The organism is Paenibacillus antri, assembly GCF_005765165.1.
Lineage (GTDB): Bacteria > Bacillota > Bacilli > Paenibacillales > YIM-B00363 > Paenibacillus_AE > Paenibacillus_AE antri.
The window spans coordinates 410,331-432,831 of record NZ_VCIW01000001.1 but is presented as its reverse complement, the minus strand read 5'-3'; the positions used below and the strand labels follow the sequence as shown (position 1 = coordinate 432,831).

The 22,501-nt window shown below is 56.8% G+C and carries 13 protein-coding genes; 9 read left to right on the top strand and 4 right to left on the bottom strand.

The genetic code is table 11. From position 1 onward, the window contains the following. Positions 1-5: 5 nt before the first annotated feature. Genes FE782_RS01640 through FE782_RS01620 form a run of 5 tightly spaced genes read left to right on the top strand, consistent with a single transcriptional unit; the run spans position 6 to position 4,888 of the window. The gene (locus FE782_RS01640) at positions 6-1,517 is read left to right on the top strand and encodes an ABC transporter ATP-binding protein (RefSeq protein WP_138191829.1); all 1,512 of its coding nucleotides are present in this window, start codon (positions 6-8) and stop codon (positions 1,515-1,517) included. Further along, the gene (locus tag FE782_RS01635) at positions 1,504-2,574 is read left to right on the top strand and encodes an ABC transporter permease (protein ID WP_138191827.1); all 1,071 of its coding nucleotides are present in this window, start codon (positions 1,504-1,506) and stop codon (positions 2,572-2,574) included. Before FE782_RS01640 ends, FE782_RS01635 begins: the two co-directional genes overlap by 14 nt. Further along, a complete protein-coding gene (locus FE782_RS01630; protein WP_138191825.1) occupies positions 2,558-3,475 on the top strand; it encodes an ABC transporter permease in 918 nt (305 codons plus the stop codon). Before FE782_RS01635 ends, FE782_RS01630 begins: the two co-directional genes overlap by 17 nt. Before the next feature lie 15 nt (positions 3,476-3,490). Further along, positions 3,491-4,162 (top strand): sulfite oxidase-like oxidoreductase, encoded by a 672-nt coding sequence (locus FE782_RS01625; protein ID WP_138192404.1) that lies wholly within the window; start codon positions 3,491-3,493, stop codon positions 4,160-4,162. 3 nt (positions 4,163-4,165) lie between these two features. Beyond that, positions 4,166-4,888, top strand: coding sequence for a nucleoside phosphorylase (locus tag FE782_RS01620; protein WP_138191823.1), 723 nt, complete (start codon positions 4,166-4,168; stop codon positions 4,886-4,888). 184 nt (positions 4,889-5,072) lie between these two features. Here the strand turns inward: FE782_RS01620 and FE782_RS01615 are convergent, their stop codons facing one another. From FE782_RS01615 to FE782_RS01600, 4 genes are all read right to left on the bottom strand, one after another. Then, positions 5,073-6,353, bottom strand: coding sequence for an AGE family epimerase/isomerase (locus FE782_RS01615; RefSeq protein WP_138191821.1), 1,281 nt, complete (start codon positions 6,351-6,353; stop codon positions 5,073-5,075). Between the two features lie 5 nt (positions 6,354-6,358). Continuing rightward, positions 6,359-7,738, bottom strand: coding sequence for an extracellular solute-binding protein (locus FE782_RS01610; RefSeq protein ID WP_138191819.1), 1,380 nt, complete (start codon positions 7,736-7,738; stop codon positions 6,359-6,361). Positions 7,739-7,855: 117 nt separating this feature from the next. Continuing rightward, complete coding sequence (locus FE782_RS01605; protein WP_138191817.1) at positions 7,856-8,863, bottom strand: zinc-dependent alcohol dehydrogenase; 1,008 nt, start codon at positions 8,861-8,863, stop codon at positions 7,856-7,858. 119 nt (positions 8,864-8,982) lie between these two features. After that, on the bottom strand, positions 8,983-15,306 hold the full coding sequence (locus tag FE782_RS01600; protein WP_158299203.1) for a polysaccharide lyase family 8 super-sandwich domain-containing protein: 6,324 nt from the start codon (positions 15,304-15,306) through the stop codon (positions 8,983-8,985). A gap of 576 nt (positions 15,307-15,882) precedes the next feature. Here FE782_RS01600 and FE782_RS01595 point away from each other — a divergent pair. From FE782_RS01595 to FE782_RS01580, 4 genes are all read left to right on the top strand, one after another. Further along, the gene (locus tag FE782_RS01595; protein WP_238392299.1) at positions 15,883-17,274 is read left to right on the top strand and encodes an extracellular solute-binding protein; all 1,392 of its coding nucleotides are present in this window, start codon (positions 15,883-15,885) and stop codon (positions 17,272-17,274) included. 109 nt (positions 17,275-17,383) lie between these two features. After that, complete coding sequence (locus FE782_RS01590) at positions 17,384-18,334, top strand: ABC transporter permease (protein ID WP_138192402.1); 951 nt, start codon at positions 17,384-17,386, stop codon at positions 18,332-18,334. Next, the gene (locus FE782_RS01585) at positions 18,328-19,191 is read left to right on the top strand and encodes a carbohydrate ABC transporter permease (RefSeq protein WP_138191811.1); all 864 of its coding nucleotides are present in this window, start codon (positions 18,328-18,330) and stop codon (positions 19,189-19,191) included. Before FE782_RS01590 ends, FE782_RS01585 begins: the two co-directional genes overlap by 7 nt. 42 nt (positions 19,192-19,233) lie before the next feature. Continuing rightward, positions 19,234-22,359 (top strand): FIMAH domain-containing protein, encoded by a 3,126-nt coding sequence (locus FE782_RS01580; protein ID WP_138191809.1) that lies wholly within the window; start codon positions 19,234-19,236, stop codon positions 22,357-22,359. Positions 22,360-22,501 lie beyond the last annotated feature (142 nt).

Genomic DNA, 22,501 nt, shown 5'->3' with positions numbered 1-22,501 from the left:
AGCAGTTGCTGCTGCAGATGGAACACATTACGAAACGCTACGGCGCCCTGACCGCGAACGACGATGTGAGCTTCTCGTTGGCCGAGGGCGAAGTGCATGCGCTCGTCGGCGAGAACGGGGCCGGGAAGTCGACGCTGATGAAGATGCTGTACGGGGAAGAGCAGCCGACTTCGGGCCGTATCGTCCTGAACGGACAGGAGAAGAAATTCGCCTCCCCGTCGGACGCGATCGAAGCGGGGATCGGCATGGTCCACCAGCATTTCATGTTGTTCCCGGCGTTCACCGTCGCCGAGAACATCGTCATCGGACGCGAACCGACAGCCGGCCTCTCCTTCGATCGGAAGGCGGCCGCCGAACGAGTCAAGCGGTTATCGGAACAATACGGCATGCCCGTAGACCCGTGGCAGAAAATTTCGGATTGTCCGGTAGGCATTCAGCAGCGCGTGGAAATTTTGAAGGTGCTGGGGCAAGGGGCGAAGATCGTCATATTGGACGAGCCGACCGGCGCTTTGACGCCGCTCGAGGTGGAATGGCTGCTGAAGGCGATCCGGGACCTTGCGAAGCAAGGGATCAGCTTTATTTTGATCAGCCATAAGCTGCAGGAGGTCATGGAAGCGGCCGACCGGATCACGGTGCTCCGCGACGGCCGCATTACGGGCGTGATGAACGCCGGCGAGACCGACGTCGAGCAGCTGTCTCGGCTGATGGTCGGCCGGGAGCTGAAGCGGAGGACGAAGACGGACATCGAACCGGGCCGGGACATCTTGGACGTTCGGAACGTCACCGTGCGCGGGGAGAAGGGGGCCAAGCCGCTCCTGGACCGGGTCGACTTCCGCGTCAGAGCCGGGGAGATCGTCGGCATCGCCGGGATCTCGGGGAACGGCCAATCCGAGCTGTTGCAAGCGATCTCGGGACTTCGACGCGTCGATGACGGCAGCATCTCCATTCAGGGCAACGACGTTACGAACGCGCCGCCGCTCGACGTCCGGAGAGCCGGCTTCGCCCACATTCCGGAGGACCGGTACATGTGGGGCTCCGCCAAGGAAGAGAGCGTCGCGGACAACGGCATTATGGGGCACGCGCGCTCGCACAGCGGCAGAGGGATTCTCCGGGAAGGGAAAATCCGGGAGACGGTGGAGCGATTCATCGCCTCGTTCCAGATCAAAGCGGGCTCGCTCGAGACGAAGGCGAAACATTTGTCGGGCGGCAACATGCAGAAGCTGATCGTCGCCCGCGAGATGGCGCACGGCACGCCCTTCCTCATAGCGGCGGAGCCGACGCGCGGCGTCGACATCGGCGCGATGGAGGCGATCCACGAAGCGCTGCTCCGCCGGCGCAACGAAGGCGGCGCCGTCCTGCTCGTCTCGTCCGAGCTGACGGAAATTCTGCAGCTGTCGGATCGCATCCTCGTCATGTACGAGGGTAAGATCGCCGGCGAATTGACGGCGGACGAGGCGACGGAAGAGCGGATCAGCATGCTGATGTCGGGAGGAGTTACGCGTAATGAGCCGTCTTAAGAGAACCTTATTTCTTCAAGCGCTGCTGCAGCCGTTGACGGCCATCGTACTCGGTCTCCTCGTCGGCGCCGTGCTGATCGCCGCGATCGGCGGCTCCGTCGCGGAGACGTATGCGGAGATGTGGAAGGGCGCGTTCGGCAATTCGTTCTTCGCCGCCAGCACGCTGGCCCGGGCGACGCCGATCATCTTGATCGGCCTCGGCGTCTCGCTGGCGTTCCGCGCCGGCGTGTTCAACCTCGGCGCCGAAGGGCAGATGGTTCTCGGCGCGTTGTCCGCGGCGCTCGTGGCGCTGCATGCGCCCGGACCCGCCGCGCTGAAGCTGCTGCTTGCGCTCTTGTCCGGCATGCTCGTCGGCGGACTGTGGTCGGCGTTCGCCGGCTGGCTGGATACGCGGTTCCGGATGAACCTGCTCATCACGACGCTGCTGTTCAACTATATCGCCGTGCTGTTCGCCGGGTACATGGTGTCGTTCCCGTTCAAGGAGAAGGGCGGCTCGGGCGGGGCCCAGACGGCGATGATCGCAAGCGACGTGTGGCTGCCGAAGCTCCTCTCCGGCTCGACGCTGCACGTCGGGTTCGCCGTCGCGGCCTTGGCCGCGATGTTGCTGGCGTTGTTTCTGCGCTACACGGTTAAGGGCTACGAAATTCGCATGCTCGGCAGCAATCCGCTCTTCGCCGCCTACGGCGGGGTTCGCCGCGGCCGAGTCATGCTGCTGAGCATGATCACGAGCGGCGCGTTCGCCGGCCTCGCGGGCACGTTCGAGGTGTTGGGCACGCAGTACCGATACATCGACAACATGTTAAGCTCGCCGGGCTTCGCATGGTCAGGCATTATGGCCGCGCTCATCGCCGGCTCGAATCCGATCGGAACCGCGATCACGGCTATCCTGCTCGCCGCGCTGCAAACCGGCGGCATGGGCGTCGAGCGGAACACGGAGATTCCGCTGGAAATTTCCAACATTATTCAAGCGGCATTGATTTTGTTCGTCTCGGCGAAAATTACGTTCACATTCATCCGACGCAGGAAAGCGAGGGACGCCGATGGAAACGCTGTTTGACCTCAATCTGCTCAGCTCGACGCTCCGCATCGTCGCGCCGCTCTTGCTGGCGGCGCTCGGCGGCGCGCTCTGCGCCCGCGTCGGACTGTTCAACGTCGCGCTGGAGGGCATGATGCTGATCGGCGCCTTCAGCGCGATCCTAGGCAACTACTTGTTCGGCAACGTGCTTGTCGCGGTGCTGTTCTCTTGTCTATGCGTCGGCGTCGTCGCGCTGCTGTTCGCTTACTTAAGCGTCCATCTGCAGGCGAACGCGATTATCGTCGGAATCGCGATTAACTTCTTAGCGCTCGGATTGACGGCGTTCGCGCTGTTCGTCATTTTCGGCAACAAGGGCCAATATTACGACCCGAACATGAAGGGATTGCCGGTATGGCATATCCCGATCGTGAAGGACATTCCGGTACTCGGCGACTTGCTCTCCGGGCATTCGCCGCTCGTATACCTCGCCTTCCTGCTCGCGATCGCGCTGCAATACGTCGTGTACCGCACGGTGCCGGGCTTCCGGCTGACCGCCGTCGGCGAGAACCCGTCCGCGGCCGGCAGCCTCGGCCTTCGCGTCAAGCGGTACCAGTACGGCGCGGTGCTGGCGAGCGGCGTGCTGTGCGCCTTGGCCGGCGCCCAGCTGTCCTTGGGGCAAGTGACGTTGTTCGCGGAAAACATGACGTCCGGCCGCGGCTTCATCGCCCTCGTCGCCGCGATGCTCGGACAGAACAATCCGCTCGGCGTCGCCGCCTCGAGTCTGCTGTTCGGCTTCACGGACGCGATCAGCATTCGGCTGCAGGGGCTGGCGCTGCCGACCCATTTCACGATGATGCTCCCGTACGTCATGACGATTATCGTCATGTTCTTGTTTAAGGACAAAGCATACTTACGTCAATCCGGCCGGATCGGCGGACAGTAAGAGAGGAAGATGGCTATGCACGACAAGGCGGAGAAGCTGAAGAAGTCGAAAATTCCGCAAGTCGCCGTCAGCGACGAATTAAAGCACCGGCTGCCGCCCGGTCAGATGTTGACCGATCGATTTCCCATTTTACATGAGGGCGAGGTTCCGGAATACGACTTGAGCGCGTGGCGCCTGAACGTGTTCGGTCTCGTCGGCGCGGAGCGATCCTTCGCGCTGGAGGAGCTGCAGGCGCTGCCCCGAACCCGCGTCGTGTGCGACATTCACTGCGTGACGCGGTGGTCCAAGTTCGATACGGCTTGGGAGGGGGTTCGTTTTCGAGATTTCTTAGCGTTGTTGGATGTGAAGCCGGAGGCCCGGTATGTCATGTTCCACGCAGACGAGAACTACGAAACGAACGTTCCGCTCGAGGATTTGCTCCGCGACGACGTGCTGTTGGCGTGGGGGTACGACGGCAAGCCGCTGACGGACAAGCACGGATTCCCGCTGCGGGCGGTCGTGCCGCATCTGTATTTTTGGAAGAGCGCGAAGTGGATTCGCGGCATCGAGTTTATGAGCGAGGATCGCCCGGGGTTCTGGGAACGGAACGGCTTCCACAACGTGGCGGATCCGTTCCGCGAGGAGCGGTTTTCCGGCGAGGCGCTGCCGATTCCCGAAGACGAGTGGGTACGGAAGGAGTTCGATTAGAAAATGAATCTACTGCCGATTTTGCGCGTCGACCCGGCCGATATGCCGGATCGCGCGATCGTATGCGGAGACCCGTTCCGAGCGGCGGCGATCGCCGCGAAGCTGACCGATGCGGTCGAGCTGGCGCATGCGAGAGAGTACCGTACGTTCGTAGGAACATACGAAGGGGTTCGGCTGGCCGTCGTCAGCCACGGCGTCGGCTCCCCCGGCGCGGCCGTCTGCTTCGAGGAGCTGGCGAAGGCCGGCGTCAAGACGATTATTCGCGTCGGCACGGCCGGCTCGCTGTCGCCGGAGCATAAGACGGGGAGCCTCATCATTAGCACGGCAGCGGTCCGGGAAGAGGGGCTGACGAAGCAGCTGGTGCCGATCGCGTTCCCGGCGGTGGCGGACAGCGCCGTAACCGAGGCGCTGTATCAAGCGGCTTTGGAGTCCGGCGCGCCCGGCTCGATCGGGAAGGGCGTCACGCTGACGATGGACGCGTTCTTCAGCGGCGTCGTGGAGCTTCCGCACGAGACGTACCGCCGCGCGGGCGTGCTCGCGGTGGAGATGGAGATCGCCGCGCTGTACGTCGTGGCGATGCTGCGCGGGATGCGCGCGGGCGCCATCCTGGCGCTGGACGGCGACTCGACGGCGGTCGACGAGGGCTACGACCCGCACCGCGACATCGTGGGCGAGGCGGTCGAAGCGGAAATTCGTGCTGCGCTGCTGGCGATGGCGAGACTGTAATCCGGCGCTCGCGGCGCGAACGGGAAAACCTCCCGCTTATGTCCGACCACAAACGAACAATCGACGATTGAACGGGAAAACCTCCTGCTTATTCGGGGTCAAACGCGAAAGATGCGCTTGATGACCGAAATAGACGGGAGGTTTTCCGGTTTAGGCTGCGGTTTGCCGGGGGGCTTATTCTTCCTTATTCATTAAGTACTTCGATAAGCAACAACAAATTACGCATAATATGGTAAGGATCCTTCACGGGAAGCGCGACCACGGCATCGACAGGGTTGCCCTTCCGGTCGCGGATTTGCACCCACTCTCCGACCGAAGGATCAGGATGCGGAAACGTGCGGAACGTATAGTCTTTCAATCGGGAATACAAATCTAAGAATGCGGAATCGCCTGTAACGCGATGGCAAAGCAATGTGGTGTAGAGCGCCTCCGAATGCGGCCACCACAGCTTCATGTCCCAGGTTTCGGCGACCAGCTTCTCGAACCGCCGATCCCCCTCCGTCAATGAGCCCTTAGGCGCGCCGCCCTCGCGATCGACATATCGGAACAACCCGCCGTACTCCCGGTCCCAGCCGATCTCCATCGCCTTCGCCGTTACGGTCGTCGCCCGGGCGATGATATCTTCCCGCTGCAGCTTCTTCGCCGCCGTCAGGACGAACCACATGCACTCCAAGGTATGGCCTGGGTTGACGTGTCTGGCAAGCAGCGAATCGGATGCCGAAGGAACCTTGTCGTCGCTTGGGATCAGTTCCATGACGAGATCGTTCGCGCCGCAAAACCGCTCCAGAATGTCGTCCATGAACTGTAGGCTTCGGCCGCGGATGACCGCATGCCTTGCGTCGCCGATCTCCTCCAATGCATCGGCCAGCTCCTGACTGACGTTCAGCATGATCATGGAGAAGCCGTGCGCCTCGTAACCCGGCGGGATCGGATACGGTTCGCTGCGAACGCTCCCCGACTGTAATCTACCTTCGACATGACGATATAGAGCGAGAGCTTTTTCTAAGACGTCTGCATCCCGCGTAACTCGAGCAAACTCCGTATACCCCAAAATGACGAAGCAATCCGCGTAGAAGCTTATATCATAGCCTAAGCCCGGAATAGCTTCCTTGTGTTTCCCTTCTCGCGTCAGCAGGAAGCTGCAGCTCCCGTCCGGCAAGAACGCATGGCGGTCGATGAAGCCAAACGTCTTCGCGGCGATTGCCTTGTACTCCTCGGCGTCCCCTCCGACAAGTCCTCGCGAACAGCATGAGGCCAATCTGGACCATAACCACAGAAATCTCCCCTGCGACCATGTGAACTTATCCGTGCTGATCCGCCGTTCGCCGGAATTGGAGAAACAGGTAAATACGCCACCGTACACGCTGTCGATCGCCCGATTCCAGAACGGGAGAATTCGGGCTTCGAGGTGCCGCTTATAGAAGGTGAGTTCAGCGCTCGACCATTCCGCGCGAAAGCCGTCCATCCCGTTCACTCCGCTTCCCGGTTTAGTACTTGTTCAAGGTTCTTGGCCAACGATTCCTTGCTCCGTAATCCCGACCAGTACAGCTTACACTCGGCGAGCACATCGTCCAGCTGCTTCAAGGTGAGATTCGTCTCCGTAAATAATCGGAAGCTTGGAATGATTTCTTTATACATCTGATAACGGGAAGGCCGGTTCAGCTCCATCTCTTCCAGCCGTTGGGACATCTGCTTGTTTGCGGGGATCGTGTACGTTTTTCTTCGAATCACCCTCTGGGCCTCTTCGGAGACGAGAAACTCCACGAGCTGTTTGGCCGCCGACTTGACCTTCGATTGTCTGTGAATGGACAAGCCGATCGTTACGAGAAGCGTACTGACATTATGCAAGTAGGGAATCGGCGCGACGTCGAATTCGAATTTTACGTCCTTCAACTGATTCATAGCAAAATACGTCGTTAAAATGACGGAAACCTGTTCGTCCCGGAACAGTCGCTCGGCATCCGCATTGCTTGCGGAAAGCATGAGCGGATACACCTCGGGAGTATACAGGATCTCCCTTACTTTCTCGATTCCGTCCAGCAGCTTGGTTCCTTGAACTCGATAACGTCCCTTCTCGTCCTTCTCGAAAGCGGCTCCGCTCTGAAGCAAGAAGATGACCCAACGGTTCTGATTCACCAGATGGAAGTAAAACCCGAACTGTTCATTCTTAATGGCGAGCTTAGACGAATTATGAAGCAAATCATCCCACGTCCAGCTGCTGTCCGGTTCCGGGACCTGCTGCCGGGAGAAATGCTCGCGATTGTAACATAGGACGACAGGCGAAAAAACGAACGGCTGGGCGTACATCACCCCATCCTGAACGAACCCTCTCCGCAGAAAAGGATACATCTCCTCGAACGGTTCCTGGGGTTCTAGCAAATCTAGCGCATTCTCTACGAGATCCTGGAACAAATAATAATTCACCGTGAAGAGATCGATCAGCTCGTTCTCCAAGAAATTCCGGACATATCCTTGGGAGTTGTTGATTTGTACGGTTTGAACCCGGATATGCGGATGTTTTCTTTGGAACTCGGCCAACAAGGAAGGCAGCTCCGTCTGAGAATCCAAAATCGGATGATACCCGAACCGAATGACGGTCTGCGCATCTTCGTCGGGAGCCTTCACCCGATTGCCGACTCTCGGGATTTTCTCGACGAGACCTTCGGCTACCAACACGTCTAATCCTTTGCGTATGGAATTGTTGCTCAGCTGGAAGGCTGTGCTAAGGTCCAATTCGGAAGGCAAGTAATCGCCGACGGCGTAATGGCCAGACAGAATCTGTTCCCGTATTTTGCTGATCATTTCTTCCAATCGATGGCGAAACGTTTTCCGGCTTTGCTTATCGGACACCTTAGCTTGCCTCCATTCCTTTGTTCAATTAGCATCGTACACAATCCTGATCTCATTTTCAATAAACAGGAAAGAGGCGCCGAACGTAAGACGCCTCTTTCGAATAGGGGGCGGTACTTACGGTCCGTCGAAGGAAATGACGCCCCCCAAAATTTGCTGCGGTCTATCTACAAAATCGCGGTACATTTCCGCTACGTCAATCAAGGAGGCCTGCCTCGTAATTAACGAACTTACGCTTATCCGCCGTTCGGATAAGAGGCGGACGTATTCCTGCGTATTTCTTCCTTCCGTCCATCGAACATAGCCGATCGGGTAATCGCGGCATTCCTTCTCATAGGAGGCGTCATATCGACCCGGACCCCCGGCCCGGGAGATGATGACGTCGGCTTCCTTCTTGAACATCTGCGACCGGGTAAATTCCATGACCATGTCGCCGACGATCACGATCTTGCCTCGATCTCGAATCCAGTCGAAGCTGCCGTCAAGGAGCTCTTTCTGCCGGCCCGCCGCGCAATGAAATACGGCGTCCGCACCGATATTGCCCGTCATCCGGGCAACGGCTTCCTCCAATTCGGAATTGGTGGAGCATACGGCGATCCCTGACACCTCCCGAAGCGCATTCCTGCGTTCTTCGATCAGGTCAAGCGCAATCACTTTCATGGCGGCCGCATGCGCAATGCGGGCGAGAAGCTGACCGATGATTCCGAGTCCGATCACGACTGCGACTTCGCCGAAGACTAACCCGGACTGTCGCAATGCGTGAATGGCGATGGCTCCGAGCCCGGCCGACGCCGCTTCTTTGAGATGGACGTGATCCGGCACCGGGGTGACCAGGTGCTTAGGAACCAACAAATATTCGGAGTGATTCACATAAGGAGCTCCGTAACATGCAACGGGCTGACCGATTCGAATATGGTCGACCTGTTCTCCGACCTCCACTGCAATCCCTGCCGCGCTGTACCCGAGGGAAGAAGGAACCGATCCGCTTCTTCGGATCGAGGTCAATTCGGTTCCCGGGCTGACCATGGAGTACCGGGTATGCATTAAGACGTAGTTAGGCTGAATGACAGGGCGTTCCTTATCAATCACCTTGACCTGTTGCTCATGACTTACGACGCTCCGCATCAATAAAAACTCCTCCGATCCGATCCAACTTGTTCTGTACATGACATCTAATTTACATAAGCTATTATATTTACTTATTTCGAGTACTGTCAACACATTATAAACTCTATTCTAATTCACTATTGATTCAAAAGGTATATTCCGTTGCGAATCAGAATCTCCGCTTCCTCGGTCGCGATATGCTTGCCTCTCAGCGCGTTCGCCTCATTCACGAACGACTGCAAGGATTCCGCCTCCAGCTTCTGAAGCAGGCTGACGGCAATGCCTCTATTCTCGATCGCGCCGGTTTCGGCAAAGCGCTCGACGAGCTCCTTCAAAGCCTGTAGACTCGTCTCCGTATAGAAGGTAACGGCGCCGCTTGACGTGTTCCCGGCGCGATCGCTCGCGCTGACGGTAAGCGTATGCGCCCCCGGCGGAAGACGGTACAGCGGGATCGCCGCATCCGGCTCCGCCGGCAGGCCGTCCAGCATGATTACGGTTTGCCCGGCATCCGCACCGGATCCTTGATCCGTTACGGAGACTTGCAACGTAAGTTCTCCCGTATTGGAATAGACCGCATTCGGAATGATACCGAAGTCGATTTCCGGGGCGGTACGGTCCAGCTTCCATGCGATCGAGCGCTCCTCCTCCACATTGCCCGCTTTATCGGCCGCCCGATAGGCCAGCGTGTATTCGCCGTCTTGGGCGAAGAGGAGATGGACCGAATCGGCGCGATACACATCCCATGTAACGCCGCCGTTCAACCGGATTTCAATCCGGTCGGGTCCCGACAAGTCGTCGACCGCTTCAAGACGGACGCTCATCGGAACGGTGTACCATCCGTCTCCTCCGTTCGGGGATTCGGGAGAAAGCGTCGCGGAAGACACCGGCGCCGTCGTATCTCTCAAGACGTTGACGGTGGCGTCATCATGGCCCGTACGTATGGAAGCTCCTTCGGCGAGCAGATATAACTCGGAGGCAAACAACCGGATGCTTCCCGCTTCCGCCGCCGCTCCTTCGTTCACCTTGAAATTCAGTCGCGTCAGCGGCTCGTTCGCGGCGAAAGCAGCCGCGTCGAGCCAAGTGAAAGCAATGTACCCCGGGGTACTGTCATTGATGTCGTAGACCGAAGACGATACCGTCTCGTCAAGGCCTTCATAGGTAAATACCCCTGGATCATAAGCGAGAATCGCTCGCTCCGGTCGAACCTCATAACCTCTGTTCTCCATATTCAATTGCACGTGGAACGCTTCGCCGATCGGCGCTTCCTCCGGCGCCTGCAGCGTCAGTGCGGGAACTTCCGCAGGATTCGGGCCTGCCGACAGGTCCGCCTCCGAGATCACCCGAACATTATCGAGGTGCAGCGCTCCCGCCGTTGCATTGCTAAAGAACTGGAGCCTGCCGATTCCCGCGCTGCTTGCGTTCCGGAAAGCGAAGTCATCGGCGGCCGGCATTCCGTTAATAAACAAATCATACGTTTTCGAATCGGTATCGAGGACCAGCCTCATATGGTACCACTCGTCGGCTTGGTACGACATCAGGACCGTCGCGGAAGGCGCGCTCCCGTTAAACGCCTGAATCGTGCCGTTGTTAAGAAACAGAATCACGGCATTATCGCGCCCTGCGGCGTCCTTCGCATACGGCGCGCCGAACGTCTGGTTCCGCTGCGCCGGCTTCACCCAATACTCCACCGTCACTTCCCCGGTAAGCGAATCGAACTCCCGGATCGCCGCCGTTTGGCCGGATCGAGCGTTGACGATGCTCAAGCTGCGGTTCGCGCCGTTCGGCATATCGGACAGACGAACGGTCCCGCCTGCTTCGTTATACAGCCAGCTTGTCGGCAATTCCGATCCGTTAAAATCGTCGTTAACCGTGTAAAACGACGTTACGTCGGCATGAATGGAAATAACCGCCTCTTCCCGCGGCGTCCTTACCGATACCCCGTCCGGAAGCAAGAACATCTCGGCCGTAAACAATTCGATTCTCGCGCGCTCCGCGTCAGGCTGATCCTTCACCCTGAAATTCAAGCGGGGGAGATCCGCGCTATCCGCAATAGGTACGCTTTCCGTCCAAGTCAGCGCGAGCCGGCCGGGATTCTCGGCGGCGACGACGTAGGAAGCTTCCGGCGCTCCGCCTTCCAAGCCTTCGAAAGACAGGACGCCTTCGTCGTAGGCGACGACGATCCGCTCCGGCCGGACTTCGTATCCCATGCTTTGCAGGTCCAGCCGAACTTGAACCGCTTCCTTCGGACGCGCCTCCTCCGGCGCCTGAAGCGTAATGGAGGGAGTCGTTCCGGGAGCCGGGGACGCCATCTCGTCTTCCTCGGAGACGACCCGGACGTTATCGATCTGCAGCGCGCCGGACGTTGCGTTGCTAAAGAAGAGCAGCCTGCTCACACCCGAAGCGGAGGCATTCCGGTACGCGTAATTGTCCGCCGCCAGCTTGCCGTTGATATAAAGGTCGTACATCTTCCCGATTGGGTCGATCTCAAGCCTCATATGGTACCATTCGCCGGCTTGATAAGGCATAATGCTAACGCCGGACGATCCGTGAAATGCAGTGATGTTGCCGTTATTACCGAATAGAACGATGGCGATGTCCCGGTTGCCCGCGTCTCTGACATACGGCGCGCCGAACGTTTGATCGGTCTGCTCCGGCCTTAGCCAAAATTCAACGGCGGTTTTTCCGCCTAACGCTCCGAAGGACTTCGTGGCTGCCGTCTGCCCGGTCCCCGACTTGACGATGCTTAGGCTTTTGTTCACCCCGTTCGGCTGGTCGGTCAGACGCACCGTACCGCCCGCTTGGTTGAACGCCCACCCGACAAGCGAGTCCGTACCGGAAACGTTGAAATGATCGTTAACGGTGTACTGAGGCAGAACGGCGTCGGCGGCGTCGCGGTTCAGAATGTCCCGCTCCGTCGGCGCGGGCTCCATAGCGTCTGCGATTCCCGCCGTCGCATCGTCAACGTAGAAGCGACCGGTCGGCGCGGCCGCGAATCGGATCGCGCTTAAGGCTTCCGAGGGCCGCGTCAGTTCCAATCGGGCCCCTTTCCTGGCCTCGTCGATGTAGATATCGTACGCGTCCGTCTGCGTATCCAATACCAGCTTGATCTTGTACCAGACGTTCGCGGCATACGATTGAAGATAAGAGACGGAGCCTCCGTCCGTTGCGGTGATTCGCCCTTTGCCGTTCAGCGCGATCTTGACCGCCGCTTCTTCGCCGGCGGATTCCAGAAGGGCGATCTCGAACGGTACCGCGGAGGATTGCGCCTTCACCCGGAATTCGGCAAAAACCAAACCTTGCTGCGGCTCGAACGGGAAGGAGGCGGTCAATCCTTCTGCGTCGGAAGTCAGCAGCAGTTCCCGGTCATTCATCGAGCCGGGCTGCTCATATACGGCCGCCTGCCCGCCGATCGGCCGGACGGACCACCCTTCCGGCATACTGCCGGTCGCGTCGCCGTCAAAGCTTTCATCGGCCGCGACGGTCGTTGCGTTCCCGTAGGATGGCGAGTCGGGAACCGCGACCGGCGTCCCCGATGCGAAGGTTCCTTCGATCGCAAGCTGCGGTCCGCGGTAAGAATGTTCCCTGCTGTGCAACGCGAGATTGACGTCTTCATAATCCGTTCCCGCCACCATCAACGTCGCCGTCCCGACGTCGGCGGCTTTCCCCCGGACATATTCCGTGACGTCCAACTCGTAATATCGCTCCATGCCGTTCACGAACGTCCAATCGAGCGCTCCGGTTTCGGCGGCCGGCGCGTTGTCCCAACGGATGTCCTGCTCGGTCCAACCGTTCCCGGCCCCGTATGCGTTCAATACGGCGAAGGCGCCGGACGGATGGAAGGTATTGACCCGCAGTACGGCGCGGTCGACCGTCTCCACAGACGCCAAATCGAATTTTACGTACGATTTCCGGTTTTTCGAGGCATCCCCGGCATCTCTCGCCGACATGGTCGTAGAGGCGCCGAACGTCTCGGTCGCCGCGTCGCCGCCGTGAACGGAAGCGTCCGCGACCGGCGACAGAATGAGAGCGGACGGCTTCTCTTCGTTGACCAGATCGAAGAGAATGCTCTGCGTCCGGCCCAGGCTGCCGTTCGTCTGCACCGCCAACCGGATCGTCGGCTCAAGCCGCAGCACCTTAATCGAAGCGTCCGATTCGACCACGCCGGCGGCGCTTCTATGGATTTCGACCTCGATGATCCCGCGGTTTTCATGCGTCGGATCGGAAACCGCCACTTCCAGCCGGCCGTCCGTTTCGCGAACCGCAACCGCCGCCTTTTTGTCCGCCGTGATCAGTCGATCCACCGTACGCTTTACGTCGCTCCAGAATAAAGCCGCAGTCACGTTCAAGTCGTTCTCTCTAACGGCATGAACGTATTCGTTCTGTTCGAGGATCGTCACATCCGGCTGCGCGGAGTATCGGGAAACCTCTTCCGCCGTTCGGTCCGGGAGCAGGATGTAAGAATACTTCGCGTTTGCCGGGCTCTTGCCGTGATCGAACCATAGATTCAAGAAGCGGTTCGAATATACCTTGGGATCCGTCGCCAGTCTGGATACGTCGCTCCATGTTCCGCTTCTTACCTCCTGAAGCGCTTGGACCGTTGCGCCGCCGTCCGGGAACACGTAGCCGATATCGGAGCCTTCCGTCCGGCCTTCGAGATGAATGTCGCGTACGCCGCCCAGCTCCGCGCTCCACCCGTCGGACGTCGGCAGGACTTCCCCGTTTACGGTGAGCCGATGTTCTCCTTCGGCCTTCAATCTGCGGTTCTCGATGATCGTCTCGATCGTCCGGTCGTCCGTACTGTCGATGTCGGAACCTAAAGCGACGATTTCGTCGTCGAAGGCGAACCAGGATTTCTTCGCGTTCAGAGTCGTCCTGTACCCCTCGAGCTCCATGCCCGAGGCGCCGAACAGGTCGGAGATTTCCACCCCGCCTACCCAGCTTTTCGTGCTCAGCTTATTGCTGTCGGCTTCCGGTCGGCCATATTCCGCATCCACCGTCGTTCCCGGCAGCCGCTTCATATTGACGGTCGTCCAATAATTTTCGTTGTACTGCGAGATATCCCGATCATAGACGTATGTCATTCCCGAGGAGGTGTACCATCCTTTCAGATTTTCGCCGTTCACCGTTTCGAAATCATACACCCGGTTCGAGAACATGCTTACGCCGAAAGCGTATGTCGGCCGCTGTTGAACCGCCCGGTCCATCCCCGAATACTGCGTATAGGAGAGTGGGGGGGCTGCGGTAACCGTATCGTCCTTCAGAATGGCGTTCGCTCGGAGAAGCATGGGGATCGATGCGCCCTTGCGGTAATCGTAGCCGGTCCCCGTTTTCCCCTGGACCCACTCCTTGATGACCTGCTTATAAAGGAGCGCATTTTGCGGGTCCGCAAATTCGCTTAAGATCAACAAAGAATCGATCAATTTGTTGCCTTGAACATGGTCGCTGGAGCCCGGCCTCGCGATCGATCTCCCGTTCACCATATCCATCATCCGCCCTCGGTGTACGAGCGGAAGGTACCCGTCGTTCGTCCACTGATATACATTGTCCACGCGAGGATCGGTAATTTCCCATGAAGAGCCGTCCAGCAAATACATAAGCGAGATGAGTATGCTGTACTGCTCCAACCCATAGGTTCCGTTGTAGGCATGACGATCGTGGGAGATGAAGGAACCGTCCCGATACCAGCCGTTGCCGTCCATCACGAACGGGTAGATCAACGCTTCGAAATCCCCTAAGCGGTCGCGGACGAGCGCCAGACGGCTTCGGTCCTTGACCAGAATGCCTCTGAGCGCGATCGGGAGGGATTCGGAGAGCCGGTTGGCCCCGTAGGACGGAACGGTGGACAGGGCATAAGTGGTCGGATCGTTCGCGAACTTGTGCACTGCATTCATATAGTTCGAAATTCTCGCTTCTCCCAAGCGGTCATAGAGAAGCGTCGATATATTGGATAATGTCGTAGGAATATTAATCTCCCAATGATGGTAGTTGACCTTCCAGTCCAACCGTTCATTGTATTGATTCTCATATACCCAATCCAGGCCCTGGATCGTGTCGTTCAACAGCTCCGGGTTCCCTTCCAACGACGATCCTTTGGTCGTGTAAGCCAACGCCATTCGGTACAACCGTTTGATATTTTCATAGATATAAGAGGAATCCGGAAAACGAGACGGGACGGCATCGACCCATAAATAGGTACGATCCGCCTCCTTGTTCATGGTGCTCCAGGCCGACTGGCCGTTGCTTGTAATTCCGTCGATCCGGGCCGCCAGATCGGGATCGGTTACGGGCAGCTCATACCGATCTTCGCCTGTAAGATAGTACCGCCACTTCATTCGAAGCCGATCGAATTCGTCTTGTTCTTCTAACGGATTGGCTAATGCCGGCTGCAAAGACGAGAGCGCAAGGCTAATAAAAATCAGCAGGCAAATGAACGACTTAAGTTTTTTGAGCCATTTCGCCAACTTATTTTCCTCCTCTTCCTTCGTTGTTTCGCGTGTACGGTCCTTAAAAAACACGGTGGTTCCTATAAAATTACCCGCCGCCCCCCTTTTTTTATCTTGACATACGAAAGCGTCCTGCATATTATCTAATTGACAACACCATTTTATTTTTAGAAGGTAAGCGGTGTCAACCCATGCGGATTACAACTTGTGTTACATATCTAATTCATAAAGTTGACATCGTCCGACACCTCTTTGGTTTCGCCGATTTGTTTTTCGGGGATGGGAGTGCACCGCCACATAAATGGTCAATTGCTCTCAGGGTATTACTTTTTTCCAAAAAAGGGAGGAGAACGCATGTCAAGAAAGGTTTTAGCAACGCTTCTAGCTTCTGTACTTGTCACTACAACGCTTGCGGCATGTAGCGGCGGAAACAGCACCGACGGCAACGGGAACGAAACTCCGCCTGCCACATCCGGAAACGAAACCCCTCCGGCTCAGGGATCCGAGAAAGCCCCTGAAGAAGACCTGTCCGCCCAATACGGCGATACGGGCGGCCTCAAGCTACCGCTTGTAGACAAACCGACCACGATCAAAATGCTTGTCTCCAGCGATGCTTCCAATCTGAACGACAAGTGGGTCGTGAAAGAATTGGAAGAAAGAACCGGCGTGAAAGTGGATCTCCAGTTTTACTCTACTGCGACTTATGCGGAAAAGCTCAAAGTGATCATGGCCTCCGGAGACCTTCCGGACATTATTCACGGGCCGAGCCTCGCGGAAATTAACGAATTGGGAGGCAAAGGCGCCTTCGCTCCGATTAACGATTACCTCGATCAGCTGCCTAACTTTAAAGCGATGTACGTAGATAACGCGGAAAACAACTGGGTCATGAAATCGTATTCGGACGACGGCGGCAACATCTATACGTGGCCGATCTACGGACTGAACCGCGAGGTGAACCACGGCTTCCTGTACCGCAAAGATATTTTCGATAAACATAACATTCCGTTATGGACGAACACCGAAGAGTTCTACCAAGCCTTGAAGAAATTGAAAGAGCTCTATCCGGATTCGATTCCTTACGCTTCGAAGACGCAAGCCTGGATTTTCCGGGATTGGGGATACGGTTGGAACATCGCCGGTTATCCGCACAATTACAATGAAGATACAGGCAAATGGGAATTGGCGTTCACGAAGCCGGAATATAAAGAAATGCTCGACTTTATGAAGAAGCTTCGCCAAGAAGGACTGCTCGATCCGGAATTCGTGACCGACACCTCGGCCAACTGGACGGCGAAGATGACGACGGATCAATCGTTCGTCACGTTCGACTGGATCGGCCGATTGGATATGTTCTACAACCAAGTGAAAGAGACGAATCCGGAATACGACCTGCGTTACGGCAACCCGGTCGGACCGGAATTCAAAATTCGCAGCCTGCCGATGATCTCCAGCTACGGCCACGCGATCGCGAAGAACGAAAATACGGAAGTGTCGATGAAGCTGATGGACTACCTTACCAGCCCGTCCGGCGCCGAGCTCATGACGGTGGGCCAACAAGGCGAAAATTATGAGCTGGGAGCCGACGGCAAAGTCGTATATCCGGAGCTGAAGGATCTTGATTTGATCGAGATCAAAGTGCTGGAAGATAAGTACGGCATGTGGGTACAAGGATTCTACACGCGTACCGACCGTCGCAGCGTGTACTATAACTACACGGAGAAGGAACAAGAAGCGCAAGACATGATGAAGGACATGAAGCTTCCGCTGGACCCCGTATTGAAATTTACGGATGAGGAAAACTCGACGATCGCCGACCTCGCCGCGACGCTGCAGAAGGCGGGCGAAGAATTCAGCGCGAAGTACGTCCTTACGGATTCTTACGGTCAAGCCGAATGGGATGCATGGCTCCAGCAAGCGAAAAAGCTGGGCGAAGACGACTTCGTCGGCGCGTACAACGCTGCGCAGGCTCGATTCGACGCCGAATAAAGGCTGCTAAACCAAATACAGACGGCAGTACATCCGGACGCGACGAACTCGAATCCGGTGTACTGCCTCATTCGTTCAAGGAGGAATCGCGGCGTTGACAAATCCGGAGATGAACACTGCTATGCTGAATCCGAAGCGGGGCCAAACGTCGAAGTGGATCTCCATGCTGCAGCATATCAAACGAGATCGCCAATTTTTGCTCTTACTGCTCCCCTGCATCGCGTTTTTCGCCATTTTTCGTTACGGGCCGATCTATGGTTTGATTATCGCTTTTAAGGATTTTAGCGTATATGACGGCATATTAGGCAGCGAATGGGTAGGATTGGAGCACTTTCGGAAATTTTTTAACAGCTTTGATTTCTGGCTTCTTTTTAAGAACACCTTGCTGCTTGGCCTTTATAATTTATTATGGAGTTTTCCGTTCCCGATCGTCTTCGCGATTCTTCTGAATGAAGTAAGAAACCAGCGTTTCAAGAAATCGATTCAGACGTTCAGTTATCTTCCCGCCTTCTTGTCGATCGTAATCATCTGCAGTATGGTGATCGATTTTCTGTCCCCGAGTCGAGGTTTGATCAACCAGTTCATCTCGTTCCTCGGGTTCGAAAAGACCTACTTTATGATCGCTCCGGAATGGTTCCGAACGATCTTTATTTCATCGGACATCTGGGCTTCCATGGGCTATGAAGCCATTATATACCTGGCGGCCATCGCCGGAATCGACCCCACGCTCTACGAAGCGGCGAAGGTGGACGGCGCGAAGCGGTGGCACACGATGCGGTACATTACGGTCCCTGCGATCCTCCCGACGATTCTCGTTATGTTCATTTTGAAAGCGGGATCGATGTTCCGGATCGGTTACGAGAAGGTTCTATTGCTATACAACCCGATGACGTACGAAGTTGCGGACGTATTTTCTACCTACGTCTACCGGAAAGGGCTCTTAGAGCGAGATTACAGCTATGCGGCTGCCGTAGGCATTTTCGAAGCGTTGATTGCATTGATCATGCTGCTTGGAGCCAATGTGCTGAGCAGAAGATTCGGGGGTAAGAGCCTATGGTAGGAGAGAAGAGAATCACCCTGTTTACCGTCTTGAACACGATCATCCTTACCTTAGTCGCTGTCGTAACGATCTACCCTGTCATTTACATCGTTTCCATTTCGTTCAGCGATACGACCGCCGTCGCTCAAGGGAAAGTGTTTTTATGGCCGGTAGGGTTCAGCTTGGATGCTTATCAACACATTTTCTCTGAAGACCGCATTCCTCGCGCGTATTTGAACACGATTCTCTATACGGCAGTAGGGACCTTCATCAACTTATTGATGACCGCCGTAGCTGCATACCCGTTATCCCGCACTCATTTGTTCGGGCGTAAATTTTGGGTTATCGCCATCGTTCTGACGATGTTTCTGAATGGCGGCATGATTCCGACGTATATCATCGTGCAGAAGCTCGGGCTGATCAACTCCATCTGGGCGATCGTCCTGCCGAACGCCATCTGGACGCTTGAACTCCTTATCCTTAAGAGCTTCTATGAAAACATGTCGGAATCGTTGCGGGAGTCGGCCGTGATCGACGGCGCGTCGGAATTCCGCATTCTGAGGAGCATCATCATTCCGCTGTCCAAGCCGGCTCTCGCATCCATCGGATTGTTTTATTTTATGGGCCATTGGAACAGCTACTTCGTTCCGATGATTTATTTGAACGATACGGAAAAATATCCGCTGCAGGTCGTCCTGCGAGAGATGCTTATTTTCGCCTACGCGGAGGAAACCCAGGTGGAAGGAACGAAGGCGCTCACCCCGGAATCCTTAAAGAACGCCACGATCTTCATTTCCATGATTCCGGTTCTTATCATTTATCCGTTCGCGCAGAAGTATTTCGCCAAAGGCGTCATGCTCGGTTCCGAGAAGGGGTAATTCGATATCGACCCATCCATCTCTTCCCAAGGGGGTTATCGCGTGGCTAAGCGTTTCGTGAAAACTATCTGCTTGCTCCTCGCCCTGATCGCGATGTCGACCTCGTACTTCCCGGCGCCATCCGCATATGCGGAAGGACCGCTGCCGAACTTATTGGCCAACCCCGGCTTCGAGGCGGTGTCGGAGGACGACGGCGCCATCCCGAATTGGAGGATCAACGGCGGCGCGGCGGCGCTCAAGCCCGGGCTTGCGGCGGAGGTTACCGAAGAGGCCGCCAGCTCCGGAAGCAGGAGCCTATACCTTGCCGACGATCTAACGAATGCAGCCATTGTCTTGTACAGCGATCCGATCGAAGTCACGGCGGGTCAAACCTATCGATTGACCGTCAAGACGAAGGACGCCCGCGGCACGATCTACGTCGGCCTGCGGTACTACAAGCAAGCGACGGACAACGTCATTTCAGGCTATATCCCAAGGGCGAACTTCGTCGCGCTTTCCCCTTCCCCGACGTGGATGGAGACGCCGCTCGAGGCAACCGCCCCGGCCGAAGCGAACTATGCGAGAGTGTTGCTTTACACGACATCGGCGACGACAGGCGCCGCCTACTTCGATGACCTGCACCTTAGTCTCAAGCCCGCCGATCAAGGAGGGGGCATCGAGTACGAAATGACAAACCTAGGTTCCATGGTACATACGATCAACACGCATCGGGCGGCATTCGGCAGAGATGCTTCCGGCCGGCTGCTCGCTTACTCGACGATGGTCGGGATTCCCGCCAATCTCTTGGTGATCGATGTGGAAACCGATACGTTGATCGCTCAAATTCCGATCCGCGACACGGTGAACGGCACGGAATATTCTTCTACATACGTCCGAGGTCTTGTCGTTCAGCCCGACGGCACGGTGTATATGGCCGGTTCGCCGAGCTATATGTTCAAATATGCGCCCGGCGCTTCGGAAGTAGAGTATGTGCGCAGAGTGGCGGGCTCCCAAGTGTTCGATATGAAGGCCGGTCCGGACGGTATTTTAATCGGGGGCTCCTACAACCAAAGCGAAGCCTTCGAATATAACACGATCACCGGAGAGTATAAGAGTCTAGGCAGAGTGCTGGATGACGAACAGTATGCATACTCCGTCGCCTATGACGGCGTCCGAGACGATATTTACTTCGGGATGGGCGCGAACGCCCGATTGGTGAAGCTGGATCGGGAAACCGGGGTCAAAACCGAAATCGCGGTACCGGCTCCGTTCGCGGAAACGAACTTTATTTTCGATATGGCGGTCGCGGGGGATAAGCTGTTCGTGTACTTCTCGCCGGGCGGCGTCGTAGTTTACGATTTAGCGAGCGGCCGGTTCGAGGAGAACGTCTTCGTCGCATCGGGCGCCCAGCTGTCCAGGCTCGTCTCCCCGGCGTCGCCGATCGACGGCAAGGTGTATTTCACGTCCCATTCTCATCTCGGATACTACGATCCGAACACGCGGCAATATGCGGTGATGGAGCATATCGATACGGACGGTCAGGCGTACGGCTTTACTTTCGCCGAGCTTTCCGATTCCGATTACCCGGGATCTTCGTTAGTTGCGATTACTAGGGAAGGCCGCGTGTTTAAATACAACCCTCAGACGGGGGCGTCCAAATATACGGTCCTCCCGATCGAAGGCGAGCCTACCCAGCTGCAGATGGTCGCCTTAGGCAATGACGGCCGTATGCATGTCAGCGGATATTTGTCGGGCGGGAATGCGATCTACGACCCGTTGACCGGCGAGCGCGAAGAATACACGAACGAAACGATGGGCCTCGGGCAGAAGCTGCCGCAGACGGACCGGATCTATAGCTATAAGGATAAAATCTATTATGCGGCTTACCCGAATATGGAGGTTTACGAGTTCGACCCATATCAGCCATGGGAACGCACGGCGGATCCGAACGCGTCGAACCCGAAGCTGCTGTTCTCCGCGCTCGACGCGGGCGAACAGGACCGAGGCCTTGCAGGGACGGTGATCGAGGAGGCAGGCAAGCTCGTCATCGGTACGGTTCCGAAGTACGGGAAACTGGGCGGTGCCCTGATCATCTATGATCTGGAGACGAACGTACGCGAAACTTACTATAATGTAATCGACCAGCAGAGCGTCACGGCGGTGACCTACAAGGACGGGCTGATCTACGCCGGTTCCAACATCTGGGGCGGGCTCGGCGTCGATCCGACGCAGACGGAAGCGAAGCTGTTCATCTGGGATATGGAGAAGCGGGAGAAGGTGTTCGAGACGGTTCCGGTCCCGGGGAAGAAAGGGATTACCGAGTTGATCGTCGGTCCGGACGGTAACATCTGGGGTTCGGCGGAAGGCGTACTCTTCATCTTCGACCCGAATACCCGCCAAGTCATTCATATCCAAACGCTGATGCCTCGGAATTATTCGGGAGCGGTATGGCGCGACGCTCAATTCGTCATCGGAACGGATGGCAACGTATACGGCGCACAGGCGAACAAATTTTTCGTCATCGACGCGGTAACGAAGAAAATGACGGTCATCCGGGATGTCGGCATTCGGAACTGGATGGCGATGGACGATTTCGGCAATTTCTATTTGACGGAAGAGTCGAGCCTGCTGCGTATTACGATTCCGGAGCTGGTTCGTCAACCGGTCGGCTTGGAACTCGCGCTTTCCTCGGCGTCGCTGGTCCGCGATCAGGCCGCTGCGCCTTCGGTGAAGCTGCTGCTTACCAAGGACGGGGCGGTCGATAAGCTGGAGAGGAGGAACCCGCAATACTTCTCGAGCGACCCTTCTGTCGTCCGAGTCGATAACGGCAAGTTTATAGCGGCGAATCCGGGTTCGGCCGAGGTTTGGAGCGAGTTTACCTTCAACGGCGTTACCTACGAAAGCAACCGGGCGCATGTGTCCGTCGTTGCGACGCTCGATTCGGTGAGCGGCCGGTTGCAGCAATTCATCGGGACTGGCGATATCTCCGACGCGATGTCTTCTCAGCTTACGAATTCGCTGGAGCAAGCCTCCCATTTCGTGAACTTGGGCGATTCGGAGCAGGCTGCATTCCATCTCGACCGGTTCCTCATGCACTTGAATCATCAACCGTTGGCCGACCGAATTACGGAACATGCGCGCAGCATCCTTGATGCGGATGTCCGCGCGTTGGCCGTGACCATCCCCTAAGGAAGTATTACAGAAGCCCGTTATCGCGCGTTCGGTGCGATAGCGGGCTTTCAGCTTCCCACGGTCGCATCGGGCGCCCCCGGTCTATGCAAGCGAATTATGATATAGTGTTCATAGTTCTTCGGAAAAGGAGTCGAGTGTT